Below are 12,472 nucleotides of genomic sequence, written 5' to 3'. Positions count from 1 at the left end.
ATTTAAATTAATTCTTGTATAATATGATTTAACTTTAGGAGATGATAATATGGCTAATCAAAAAGAGAAAGAAATATTAGATAGGATGGCACAATTAGGTTTTAATAAATACGAGGCCAAAACATATATAACTTTGTTGGAAGAGAGTGGAATCAGTGCATATGAGATAAGTAAGCAATCTGGAGTACCACAATCAAAAATATATGAGACAGTTAAGGGTCTAGTTGAAGAAGGAATAATAATTGCTCAAGGCAGTAATCCAGTTCATTATTCTCCGTTGCCATTAAAAGAATTTATTAGCCGCTATAGGAAAAAATTAGAAGAAAATTTATCAACATTAGAAGATGAACTTACAGATATAGGACAGCAACCTGATATTGATTATATGTGGCATTTTCAGGGAGAGCAGAGCTGTCTGGATAAAGCTAAAGAAATAATTCAGGATGCAGAAAAAAGTTTACTTATGGAAATATGGGAAGAAGAATTAGAGGGAATAAAAGATGAATTAATTAAAGCAGAAGCTAGAAATGTTTCAATAACAACAGTTTTCTACGGTGAATCAACTGAACTTCCAGGTGAAGTTTTCTATCACAGGCTTGAGGGTCTGAGTAAATCTGCAACAGAGGAAGGTCGCTGGCTTACAGTTATTGCAGATAAACAGAATTGTTTTTTTGGTTCATTTGGCAGTGAAGAGACGGAAGCTATCTGGACTCAAAATAAGGCTTTTATGTTGATGGCAAAAAGCTTTATCAGTCATGATATTTATATTTCTGAAATTAATAAAGAACTTGGAGAAGAGTTAGATAAGAAATTTGGGCCTAATTTAAGTAAATTAAGAAGAAATTTTTAATAAAATTCTTGACAAATTGTTGTCAGAATATTATACTGATATCGTACTAACTACTAAGGTTGTTAATAAAACTTAATTTTGATTATCCTTTATAAAGGAGTGGTTACAGTGGCTGAATCTCCACTGATGGTTAAATCAGAAATAGGAAGATTAAAAAAGGTATTAATCCACAGGCCAGGTCTTGAAATAGAAAGGTTAACTCCAGATCTTTTAGACAGGCTTTTATTTGATGATATTCCATATTTAGAAGTTGCTCGCAAAGAGCATGATTACTTTGCTGGTATTCTTAAAGATAATGGAGTTGAGGTAGAATATCTTGAAGACTTAACTGCTGAAGCTATAGCAGAACCTGGAGTAAGAGAAAAATTTATAGAACAGTTTTTAGATGAAGCAGGGCTTTTAGATGAATATAGAAGAGAAGCTGTAAAGAGTTGGCTATCTAAGTATAATAATAAAGAGTTGATTGTCAACTTAATGTCTGGTATTAAGAAGACAGAAATAGATAATTTAGTTGACAGGTCACTGGCTGATAGGGTTAATACAGATTACCCCTTTATTTTAGATCCAATGCCAAACCTCTATTTTACTAGAGATCCATTTGCAACCATAGGCAATGGAATAAGTTTAAATCATATGAAGACTGAAACTAGAAATAGAGAGACTATCTTTGCTGAATATATTTTTAATTTTCATCCAGATTATAAAGATGCAGACATACCTCGCTGGTTTAGTCGATATGACAAAAAATCTCTGGAGGGTGGAGATCAGCTAGTTTTGAGTTCAGAAGTATTAGCTTTAGGAATTTCTCAAAGAACTGAACCAGCTGCTATTGAGCAATTTGCCAGCGAAATTCTCCGTTCAGATCAAAGCTTTAATAGAGTCCTGGCCTTACAGATTCCACCAAGAAGAGCTTTTATGCATCTTGACACAGTCTTTACAATGGTTGATTTTGATAAATTTACCATTCATGCTGAAATTGAAGGTCCACTGGTCGTTTATTCTTTAACTCTCGATGGTGAAGGCCAGTTACAGATTAGTAAAGAAAAATCAACTTTAAGTGAATTATTAAAAACTTATTTAGGATTAGAATCAGTTGAACTGATAAGATGTGCAGGAGGAGATTTAATCGATGGAGGCAGAGAGCAATGGAATGATGGTTCTAATACTCTGGCAATAGCTCCTGGAGAAGTAGTTGTTTATACCAGAAATTATGTGACAAATCGTCTTTTAGAAGAAAAAGGTATCAAACTCCATAAAATGCCTAGTTCTGAATTATCTAGAGGAAGAGGAGGCCCTCGCTGTATGAGTATGCCTCTTGTAAGAGAAAAAATATAAAAAATTATTAGGAGGAATTTAAAATGCCAAAGAATTTATCAGGAAGAAATTTTCTAACTTTATTAGATTTTTCAAGGGAAGATATTGAATATTTATTACAATTATCTCATGATTTAAAACAGAAGAAAAGATCAGGGATAAAAGGTGATTTACTGGAAAACAAAAATATTGCTTTGATTTTTGAAAAGCCATCAACCAGAACCCGTTGTGCTTTCGCTGTTGGCGCAGCCGATGAAGGTGCCAGCACCGAATATTTAGGGAAAAATGATATTCAGTTAGGTAAAAAAGAATCTGTTGCTGATACTGCAAGAGTTTTAGGTCGTTATTTTGATGGCATTCAGTTTAGAGGTTTTGAACATGAAACTGTAGAAATACTTGGAGAATATGCCGGAGTACCAGTCTGGAATGGATTAACTGATAAATATCATCCAACTCAGATCTTAGCTGATTTAATGACTATGGAAGAAAATTTCGGTTATCTAGAAGGTTTAAATTTTGTTTATACCGGAGATGGCAGAAATAATATGGCCAACTCTTTAATGATCGGTGGAGCAATAGTCGGATTAAATGTTACAATCTGTTCACCAGAAAGTTTATGGCCAGAAGAAGGATTAGTTAAAAAAGCTGAAAAATTTGCTGAAGCATCCGGTGGTAGCGTTACATTAACAGCAGATCCTGTTGCTGGTGTAGAAGATGCAGACGTAATATATACAGATGTCTGGGTCTCAATGGGAGAAGAAGATCAGTTTGAAAATAGAATAGAATTATTAAAACCATACCAGGTAAACCAGGAAATGATCGATAATACAGATAATCCAGATGTTATTTTCCTCCACTGTTTACCTGCGTATCATAACCGTGAAACTGAAAATGGTGAAAAGATATATCAGGATTATGGAATGGCTGAAATGGAAGTTACTGATGAAGTTTTTGAATCAGAGCATTCAAAGGTTTTTGATCAGGCAGAAAATAGAATGCATACAATAAAGGCAGTAATGGTAGCTACATTAGGCAAATAAAACTTGAAAATATTAAGAAAATAATATAATATTTAAACAAGACTATATAAATTAAATATAATTAAAATTGGAGGAATTGATTTTATGGCACGTATGGTAATAGCTTTAGGCGGAAATGCTTTAGGGAATAACCCTGCTGAACAGCAGGAAGCAGTTAAAAGCACAGCAAGTTCGATAGTAGATCTACTTGAAAATGGTCATCAAATAACTTTAGCCCATGGTAACGGGCCTCAGGTTGGAATGATTAACCTGGCATTTGAAGTTTCTGCAGCATCACCTGAAGGAACTCCAGAGATGCCTTTTCCAGAATGTGGAGCAATGAGTCAGGGATATATAGGATACCATTTACAGAATGCTATCAGAGAAGAAATGAAATCCAGAGATATTAATAAAAATGCTGCAACTGTTATAACTCAGGTTATAGTTGATGAGAACGATCCTGCATTTGAGAACCCAAGTAAGCCTATTGGAGCTTTTTATACTGAAAAAGAAGCTGAAGATTTAAGAACTTCAAAAGGTTATAATATGGTTGAAGATGCCGGTAGAGGTTATCGACGAGTTGTTCCAAGCCCACTTCCAGTCGATATAGCTGAAAAAGATATAATTTCTGATCTTGTTTCTAATGGAGAAGTTGTTATTGCCTGTGGTGGAGGAGGTATTCCAGTTGTTAAAACTGGTAGTGGCCTCAAAGGTGTTCCTGCTGTAATAGATAAGGATTATGCAAGTGAGAAATTAGCTGAATTGCTGGATGCAGATTATTTAGTGATTTTAACAGCAGTAGAACAGGTAGCAATTAATTTTGGTACTCCTGAGCAGAAAAATCTTGATAAGATGGATTTAGAGACTGCAGAAAAATATTGTGAAGAGGGACATTTTGCTCCAGGTAGCATGCTACCAAAAGTCAAAGCAGCAATGAAATTTGCTGAAAGTGGAAAAGGTCGTAAGGCTTTAATTACTTCCTTAGAAAAAGCACGTGCTGGACTTAAGGGAGAAACAGGAACACTAATTATCGATGAATAAGCTTAAATAAAAAATAGAAGTATGATATAATTAAGAGGGGTTATTTCAAAAGATAACTCCTCTTTTTTTATATTTATGTCAGGAGGAATCATTTATGGAGTTTAATCTGTTTTTGTGGGCAATAGCTTCACTGCCAATTTTTCTACTCTTATTTCTTATGTCTTACATGAAAATAAAGTCTCGTAATGCAGCATTTTTTAGTTTAATTATTACTTCTATATTTGCATCTATTATTTATCAATTAAATATTAATCAACTTATAATTTCTACTGGCAAAGGTGCCAGCTTAAGTTTATATGTAATTTTAATTATACTTGGCGCAGTTTTATTATATAGTATAGTTGATATAGCAGGTGGTTTTGAAACTATTAAGAATTTTATAAAGGAATTAGGAGGAAATAGAGCTTTACTTTTTATAGGTTTAAGCTGGGCATTTTCAGGTTTTATCCAGGGGGTTACTGGTTTTGGAGTACCTGTTGCTATTGCTGGAGCTTTAATAATTGGAATTGGCTATAAACCATTACCATCAGTTATTGCCGTTTTAGTCGGACATTCCTGGTCAGTAAGTTTTGGCTCAATAGGTTCATCATATTATACGATTCAACTGGTAACAGGTTTAGATCCATACAGGTTAGGAATAATAATGTCATTATTGTTTATAGTTACAATCTTTTCAACAGGAATATTCACAGCCCATATATATGGTGGTTGGAAAGTAGTAAAAGAAAATATAAAAGATATATTATTAATGACAGTATTAATGAGCCTGGCTAAAGTTGGCGCTGCTATTGGTGGTTTTGCCCATATAGCAACTTTATTAGCAGGAACAATTGGCTCTATATATTTTATGATTATATTAATCAAAAATTCAAAACTAAATTTAAAAGAAGCATTTTTTTATGAGACTAATCAAATGACAATTTTAACTGCATTAGCACCATATTTAATATTGATAGGATCTATATTAACCTTTCAATTAAGTCCATTGAGCAATTTTTTACCTGATTATAATCTATCTTTTTCTTTCCCTGGCTTTACAACTGGACTGGGCCATCAGGTCGCCAGTGAACCAGCATATGCTACAATAGAGTTATTTAACCATCCAGTATTTTACTTGTTGCTTAGCTCATCTCTAGGAATAATTATTTATATTTTCAAAGGAAATTTAAATAAAATTAAGCTTAAAAATATATTTGCAGTTACATATAAAAAGGGACATTCCACTGCAATTACATTATTGATTCTAATGATAATGTCAACAATAATGAATGATTCTGGAATGATATTCAATTTTGCAAGAGGAATGGCTAGAGTGAGCGGAAATGTTTTTCCTCTGTTTTCACCACTTATTGGAATTTTGGGAGCTTTTTTAACTGGAAGCAACACCAGCTCTAATGTGCTTTTTGGTGCCTTTCAGGTAAATACAGCAAATTTAATTAATTTTTCACCAGATATAATTGCCTCGACACAGTCTATTGGAGGTTCTCTGGGATCTGCCATTGCTCCAGCAAAGATTTTATTAGGCACATCTGTTGTTGGTATAACAGGTAAAGAAGGAGAAATAATTAAGAGTTGCATTAAATATACAATATTTAATGCTCTATTAGTTGGATTAGTTGCTTTATTAGCTGGTCAGTTTTTATAAATACATATTAACTCAATTAATTTGCAGCAGAGCTTGATTCTATGGTAAAATTAAAGAACGGAATGTATTATGAAGAGGTGAAATTATGGCAGAAGAAGAGATTGCCAGTTTAAAAGAAGAGATAAATAAATTAAAACAAATTAACCGTAAAAAAGATGTTATAATTGATTCTACCCATGACGGGATGATAGCAATCAATTCTGACTGTCAGGTTGAACTATTTAATCAGGCTGCTGCCAGTATATTAAACCTAAAACAGGAAGATGTCATCGGTTATGACGTAAGAGAGGTTATTCCGAATACAAGACTCCATATAGTTTTAGAAAATGCAGAACCTGAATTGAATCGGTTTCAACAGGTAGATGATACCCAGATTGTTACAAATAGAGTTCCAGTAAAAGGAGATAATGGTGAGATTATTGGAGCTGTAGCTGTTTTTAGAGATAAGACGGAAGTGACCAGACTCGCCGAAGAAATTACTAATTTAAAAGAAATCCAGGGCATGCTTGAAGCGATAATAAACTCTACTCAGGATGCCATATCTGTAGTTGATGAAAATGGTATTGGAATTTTAATCAACCCTGCTTATACACGAATGACCGGCTTAACAGAAGAAGATGTAATCGGCAAACCTGCTGATGTTGATATTGCTGAAGGCCAATCCATGCATTATAAAGTATTGCAGACCAAAGAAAAAGTTCAGGGAGTCAGGATGAAAGTCGGCCCCCAGCGGAAAGATGTAATTGTCGATGTAGCTCCAATTATGGTAGATGGAGAATTAAAGGGTAGCGTCGGGGTAATAAAAGATGTATCAGAAATTAAAAATCTAACTGAAGAATTAGATCAGGCAAGACAGATGCTTCGTCAGCTGAAAGCCAGATATAGTTTTAAAGATATAGTTGCTCGAAGCCAGACAATGCAAGCTGTAATCAATAAAGCCAGAAAAGCTTCTCAAACGCCAGCCACTGTTCTGTTAAGAGGAGAAAGTGGTACAGGAAAAGAGTTATTTGCCCATGCAATTCATAATGAAAGTAAGAGGAGAAATAAAAAATTTATAAGAGTTAATTGCAGTGCATTAGTTGATAGTTTACTGGAAAGTGAGCTATTTGGCTATGAAGAAGGTGCTTTTACAGGGGCAAAAAAAGGTGGCAAAAAAGGAGTATTTGAAGAAGCCGATGGAGGAACAATTTTTCTTGATGAAATTGGCAAGATAAGTCCTAATCTCCAATCTAAACTTCTTAGAGTTTTACAGGAAAGAGAAGTTGTGAGAGTCGGAGGAACCAGGCCTATTCCAATAGATGTTAGGGTTATAGTTGCGACTAATATAAATTTAGAGAGAGCCATTCAGGAGGACCGTTTCCGGGAAGATTTGTATTATCGCTTAAATGTATTTCCTCTTAATATTCCACCTTTAAGAGATAGGTTGGAAGATATCAAACCGCTTTCAGAGCATATTATAAGAAAGTTCAATCAGGAATATGGACGGTCTGTTAAAGGGATAACAGATTTAGCAGTTAAAGAACTTCAAAAATATGACTGGCCAGGTAATGTTCGGGAGTTAGAAAATATTATAAGCCAGGCCATGATCCATCTGGCAAAAGATGAAGATTATATTGACACTATCCATTTACCTGGATTAAATATTGAAGAGCCAGTTGATATTAAGATAAAACCAAAGCAGGAAGCTATTTCATTTGAAGAACATTCATTAAAAGAGATTTTAAATGAAACAGAGAAAAAACTAATCTTAAAGGCCTTAGAAGATACAGATGGCAATAGAACTGAGGCTGCAAATCTTTTAGGTATTGCTGTTAGAAGTCTTTATTATAAATTAGACAAATATGGAATTGATTAATTATTGAAAAAGACTGCCTGCAAAAATTTGCAGACTATGACTAAAATTGCACCCATTTCAGCACTTATTTATAAGTGTTACTGATAGTATATTATTGAAATAATAAAACCTGATAAATAAAAATAGTAAATAACGTTGATTTAACCGCCTTTTATAATAAAATAAAGGCGGTTTTTTAAATTTATATAGGAAATAAGGTATCCTGGCATGGTAATTGCACTTATTATAATAGTGGAAAGTTAAATATCAAAGATTAAATTATAAAAAATATATTAAGGGGGTATATTAATGGAAGTTTTTGAACAGATGAAAGAGCATGGACATGAACAAGTAATGTTCCTGCAGGAAGAGAAAACAGATTTAAAAGCAATCATAGCCATCCACAACACTGTTTTAGGTCCTGGCCTTGGTGGTTGTAGAATGTGGGATTATGATAATGAAGATGAAGCTCTTAATGATGTACTCAGATTATCAAAGGGTATGACTTACAAAGCCGGTATTTCTGGAGAAGATTTTGGTGGCGGTAAGACCGTTATCTGGGGTGACCCTGAAACCCATAGGACAGAAGGTTTATTTAGAGCTCTAGGCCGTTATATTAATTCATTAGGTGGCCGTTATAGTACAGGTACAGATGTTGGTACTATGCCTGAAGATTTTGTGCTTATGAGAAAAGAAACTCCATATGTTGGTGCTTTGCCAAAAGAATATGGTGGCGGTGGCGATTCATCAGTTCCAACTTCATATGGCGCCTTTATGGGTATTAAAGCCAGTTGTAAATACTTATATGGTGATGAAGATCTATCTGGCAAGAAAGTTGCCATTCAGGGATTAGGAAAAGTTGGTTACAAACTGGCTAAACAGCTTAAAGAATCAGGAGCTGAGTTAGTTGGAGCTGACGTTGTTGAAGAAAATATCGAGAGGGCTAAAGAATTAGACATGGAAATAGTTGAGCCAGACGATATTTATGATGTTGATTGTGATATCTTCTCACCTAACGCTCTAGGAGCAATTATTAATGACGATACAATTGATCGTTTTAAATGTGATATTATCTGTGGTGCTGCTAATAATGTCTTAGCTGAAAAGCGTCATAGTAAAGAATTAGAAGAAAGAGATATCTTATATGCCCCTGATTATGTTGTTAATGCTGGAGGTCTAATTCTTGTCTGTGATGAAATGGAGCCTAATGGCTATAGTGAAGAGCGGACATTGAAAAAGACTGAAGGTATTTATGATAAATTATTAAAGGTTTATGAAATTGCAGAAAAAGAAGGAATCACAACTGATAAAGCTGCAGATAGATTAGTTGAAGAGCGAATTGAAACAGTTGGTACTATAGGAACTATACTTCAGAATAATTAAGATTTAAGGAGGCAGATTAATGGTTGCCAGTATCAAAGATTTAATTAAAAAAGCCAAAGAAACAGCACCATTAAAACTTGCTGTAGCAGCTGCAGGTGATGCAGTTGTTTTAGAAAGTGTTGCTAAAGCAGCAAGGGATGGAATAATTGATCCAATTTTGATAGGTGATGAAGATAAGATAAAAACCGCAAGGGCTGAATTAGAGGATGGTTTTGAGGCTGAGGTTATACCTACCAAAAGCAATAAAGAGAGCGCTGCTAAAGCTATTGAGATGATAGCTGAAGGCAGAGCAGATTTTCCAATGAAAGGTCAACTTAGCACAAAGGTTATTCTTCAGGCATTATTAAATAAAGAATATGGCCTCCGCCAGGAAGGCTTATTAAGCCTGATCAGCCTAATTTATTTAGAAAAAGAAAATCGTGTAGTTTTAATGACTGATGGAGGTATGAATATTGCTCCTGATCTAAATGATAAAATTTCAATAGTTAATAACGCAGTCACAATTGCAAGATCTATAGGAATTGAAACACCAAAAGTTGCCCCACTGGCAGCTGTCGAAAAGGTAAATGAAAAAATGCCTACCACATTAGAGGCAGCAATGCTTTCAAAGATGGCAGATAGAGGCCAGATAAAAAATTGTGAAATAGATGGCCCGCTTGCACTTGATAATGCAATTTCTAAGTCAGCTGCTAAGCAGAAAGGTATTTCTGGTAATGTTGCAGGAAATGCTGATATTCTCTTAGTTCCTGATATTGAGGCAGGTAATGTTTTATATAAAGCCTGGATATTTTATGCAGGACTTTCTTCAGCAAGTCTGGTATTTGGCGCGAAAGTGCCGCTGGTGCTAACTTCTAGAGCTGATAGTCCTGAAACTAAATATAATTCTATAGCACTTGGTAAAGTCGTTACATCTGGTTTAGCAGATCTTTAATCACTAAAAATTATTAGGGGGAATAAAAAATGAGTAAAGTATTTGAGTTAATGGGAGAACATGATTTTGAGCAGGTAGTCTTTAACTATGATGAAGAGTCTGGATTAAAGGCGATAATCTGTATTCATGATACAACATTAGGTCCAGCACTTGGTGGAACAAGAATGTGGAATTATGATACTGAAGAAGAGGCTGTTGTTGATGTTACAAGACTTGCAAGAGGTATGACCTATAAAGCTGCAGCTGCTGGCCTAAATTTAGGTGGCGGTAAAGCAGTAATTATTGGCGATGCTGAAAAAGATAAGAGTGAAGAACTATGGCGTTCATTTGGCCGTTTTGTTCAGAGTCTTAATGGTCGCTATATAACTGCTGAAGATGTCAATACAACAGTTAATGATATGGCCTTTGTCAATGAAGAGACAGAACATGTAACAGGTTTACCTGGAACCAGTGGGGATCCTTCACCAGTTACAGCATTTGGTGTCTGGAGATCAATGCTAGCCAGTATAGAAGAAAAATATGGTTCAACAGATATCTCAGGTAAGACTGTTGCTGTTCAGGGAGTCGGTAGTGTAGGTTATTATCTCTGCAAGCATATTTCTGAAGCCGGCGGAAAATTAATTGTTACTGATATTAAAGATAGCAGACTTGAAAAAGTTAAATCTGAGTTCGGTGCAGAAGTTGTAGCTCCAGATGAAATCTATGGTGTAGATGCAGAAATCTTTGCCCCAACAGCACTTGGTGCAGTTATCAATGATGATACAATTCCACAATTTAAATTCGATATAATCTGTGGTGGAGCCAATAACGTACTGGCCGAAGAGCGCCATGGAGATATCCTTGATGAAAAAGATATTCTATATGCTCCTGATTATGTCGCCAATGCCGGTGGACTTATTAATGTATATGATGAGTTGCAGGGTTATAATAAAGAACGTGCATTAAGCAGAGCTAAAAAGATCTTTGATAATACAAAGAGAGTTTATGAAATCAGTAAAAGAGATAATATTCCAACTTATAAAGCAGCAGATATCATGGCTGAAGAAAGAATTGCAAAAATTGGCCGTGTCCGCAGCAATTATCTAGTAAGGTAGGTTTTAAACCAATGTCAGAAAATAATATATTAGTAATAAACCCAGGCTCAACCTCCACCAAGCTGGCCCTTTATCAGGGTCAGCAGGAGGTTATGGCCTCAACAATTGAACACAGTCAGGAAGAACTGGCTGGTTATGAAAATATAACAGATCAGTTAGACCTTAGAGTCAAATATATCCGGGAATTTCTAAAAGATAACTCTGTATCTATCAAAGATTTAAGTGCAGTAGTTGGCCGTGGAGGGCTTCTGAAACCTATTCCTGGAGGAACCTATAAAGTCAATCAAAAAATGCTGAAAGACCTTAAAGCAGGGCTTCAGGGAGAGCATGCCAGTAACCTTGGAGGTCTAATTGCAGATTCATTAGCAGAAGAGGCAGGAGCCAAAGCCTTTATTGTTGATCCAGTAGTTGTTGATGAATTAAAAGAACTTGCCAGACTTTCTGGTCATCCACTCTTTGAGCGGAAAAGTATCTTCCATGCTTTAAATCAGAAAGCAGTGGCCAGAAATTATGCCAGCGATGTTAATAAAGATTATAATGAGATAACAGTTATAGTCGCCCATTTAGGTGGCGGAATTTCAGTTGGCCTTCATCATCAGGGTAAAGTTATAGATGTCAATAATGCCCTGGCTGGAGAAGGTCCATATTCCCCGAACCGTTCGGGTGGCTTACCGACATTGGATCTGGCAAATTACTGTTATGAACCAGAAAACGATTATAACGATGTCAAAAAGAAACTTCTCGGTAGCGGCGGTGTTGTTGCCTATCTAAATACCAATGATATGCGAGAAGTGGAAGAAAAGGCTGAAGCTGGTAATAAAGAGGCTGACTTAATTTACAGTGGAATGGCCTATCAGGTCGCTAAAGAGATAGGCTCTTTAGGACCAATTGTAAATGGTAAAGTTGATGCAATCCTCTTAACTGGAGGAATAGCATATTCTGATTATTTTGTAGATCAGGTAAAAGATCAGGTCGGTTTTTTAGCCCCTGTAAAAGTCTATCCTGGTGAAGAAGAAATGTCTGCTCTGGCTGCTGGTGCTGTGAGAGTTCTAACTGGTCAAGAACAGGCTAAAACTTATCAATAAAATAATTAAATTTAAACCAATCCTATTGAACAAAAAGGAGGAGAATTATTTTGGTTAAAGATAAAAAAGTTGTTTTTGATGAAGAACGTTGCAAAGGCTGTAAATTATGCGTTGGAGTCTGTCCTGTGAATATTATAGAGATGGCAGAAGATAGAATAAACAGCCACGGTTTTCATCCAGCTGAAGTAAAAGATGAAAATCAGGATGATTGCATAAGCTGTAAACAATGCTATCAGATGTGTCCTGATGTCTGTATAACTCTTTATAAATAAATTA

11 protein-coding genes are annotated in these 12,472 nt (G+C 35.2%); all 11 read left to right on the top strand.

Translation table 11 applies throughout. From position 1 onward, the window contains the following. The first annotated feature begins 49 nt into the window (after positions 1–49). The 11 genes from I0Q91_RS10770 (at position 50) to I0Q91_RS10720 (ending at position 12,468) form a co-directional block, all read left to right on the top strand. Positions 50–850, top strand: coding sequence for a TrmB family transcriptional regulator (locus I0Q91_RS10770; RefSeq protein WP_270454546.1), 801 nt, complete (start codon positions 50–52; stop codon positions 848–850). 126 nt (positions 851–976) lie between these two features. Continuing rightward, a complete protein-coding gene (gene arcA, locus I0Q91_RS10765) occupies positions 977–2,185 on the top strand; it encodes an arginine deiminase (RefSeq protein WP_282550615.1) in 1,209 nt (402 codons plus the stop codon). 23 nt (positions 2,186–2,208) lie between these two features. Beyond that, positions 2,209–3,204 carry an ornithine carbamoyltransferase gene (argF, locus tag I0Q91_RS10760; RefSeq protein ID WP_270454544.1) on the top strand — a complete coding sequence of 332 codons (996 nt, stop codon included), beginning with the start codon at positions 2,209–2,211 and terminating at the stop codon, positions 3,202–3,204. Between the two features lie 84 nt (positions 3,205–3,288). Continuing rightward, positions 3,289–4,224 (top strand): carbamate kinase, encoded by a 936-nt coding sequence (arcC, locus tag I0Q91_RS10755; RefSeq protein WP_270454543.1) that lies wholly within the window; start codon positions 3,289–3,291, stop codon positions 4,222–4,224. 94 nt (positions 4,225–4,318) lie between these two features. Beyond that, positions 4,319–5,869: an L-lactate permease gene (locus I0Q91_RS10750; RefSeq protein WP_270454542.1), complete on the top strand. Its 1,551-nt coding sequence runs from the start codon at positions 4,319–4,321 to the stop codon at positions 5,867–5,869. An 85-nt stretch (positions 5,870–5,954) separates the two neighbouring features. Beyond that, positions 5,955–7,724 carry a sigma-54 interaction domain-containing protein gene (locus tag I0Q91_RS10745; RefSeq protein ID WP_270454541.1) on the top strand — a complete coding sequence of 590 codons (1,770 nt, stop codon included), beginning with the start codon at positions 5,955–5,957 and terminating at the stop codon, positions 7,722–7,724. Between the two features lie 288 nt (positions 7,725–8,012). Then, positions 8,013–9,086, top strand: coding sequence for a Leu/Phe/Val dehydrogenase (locus tag I0Q91_RS10740; RefSeq protein WP_270454540.1), 1,074 nt, complete (start codon positions 8,013–8,015; stop codon positions 9,084–9,086). Positions 9,087–9,105: 19 nt separating this feature from the next. Beyond that, positions 9,106–10,017 (top strand): bifunctional enoyl-CoA hydratase/phosphate acetyltransferase, encoded by a 912-nt coding sequence (locus tag I0Q91_RS10735; RefSeq protein WP_270454539.1) that lies wholly within the window; start codon positions 9,106–9,108, stop codon positions 10,015–10,017. Between the two features lie 29 nt (positions 10,018–10,046). Continuing rightward, entirely contained in the window at positions 10,047–11,111 is a 1,065-nt protein-coding gene (locus tag I0Q91_RS10730; RefSeq protein ID WP_270454538.1) for a Glu/Leu/Phe/Val family dehydrogenase, read from the top strand. 11 nt (positions 11,112–11,122) lie between these two features. Next, a complete protein-coding gene (buk, locus tag I0Q91_RS10725; protein ID WP_270454537.1) occupies positions 11,123–12,196 on the top strand; it encodes a butyrate kinase in 1,074 nt (357 codons plus the stop codon). Between the two features lie 50 nt (positions 12,197–12,246). Then, on the top strand, positions 12,247–12,468 hold the full coding sequence (locus I0Q91_RS10720) for a 4Fe-4S dicluster domain-containing protein (RefSeq protein WP_270454536.1): 222 nt from the start codon (positions 12,247–12,249) through the stop codon (positions 12,466–12,468). Positions 12,469–12,472 lie beyond the last annotated feature (4 nt).

Source organism: Halonatronomonas betaini, assembly GCF_015666175.1.
Taxonomy (GTDB): Bacteria; Bacillota; Halanaerobiia; order Halanaerobiales; family Halarsenatibacteraceae; genus Halonatronomonas; species Halonatronomonas betaini.
The sequence above is the reverse complement of the archived record's forward strand: the minus strand, read 5'-3'. Positions and strand labels throughout refer to the sequence as shown.

Coding starts and splice junctions, on each gene's coding strand:
- I0Q91_RS10745 (WP_270454541.1), top strand. CDS start 5,955: ATGGCAGAAGAAGAGATTGCCAGTTTAAAAGAAGAGATAAATAAATTA.
- arcA (WP_282550615.1), top strand. CDS start 977: ATGGTTAAATCAGAAATAGGAAGATTAAAAAAGGTATTAATCCACAGG.
- I0Q91_RS10740 (WP_270454540.1), top strand. CDS start 8,013: ATGGAAGTTTTTGAACAGATGAAAGAGCATGGACATGAACAAGTAATG.
- I0Q91_RS10735 (WP_270454539.1), top strand. CDS start 9,106: ATGGTTGCCAGTATCAAAGATTTAATTAAAAAAGCCAAAGAAACAGCA.
- I0Q91_RS10750 (WP_270454542.1), top strand. CDS start 4,319: ATGGAGTTTAATCTGTTTTTGTGGGCAATAGCTTCACTGCCAATTTTT.
- I0Q91_RS10730 (WP_270454538.1), top strand. CDS start 10,047: ATGAGTAAAGTATTTGAGTTAATGGGAGAACATGATTTTGAGCAGGTA.
- arcC (WP_270454543.1), top strand. CDS start 3,289: ATGGCACGTATGGTAATAGCTTTAGGCGGAAATGCTTTAGGGAATAAC.
- argF (WP_270454544.1), top strand. CDS start 2,209: ATGCCAAAGAATTTATCAGGAAGAAATTTTCTAACTTTATTAGATTTT.
- I0Q91_RS10770 (WP_270454546.1), top strand. CDS start 50: ATGGCTAATCAAAAAGAGAAAGAAATATTAGATAGGATGGCACAATTA.
- buk (WP_270454537.1), top strand. CDS start 11,123: ATGTCAGAAAATAATATATTAGTAATAAACCCAGGCTCAACCTCCACC.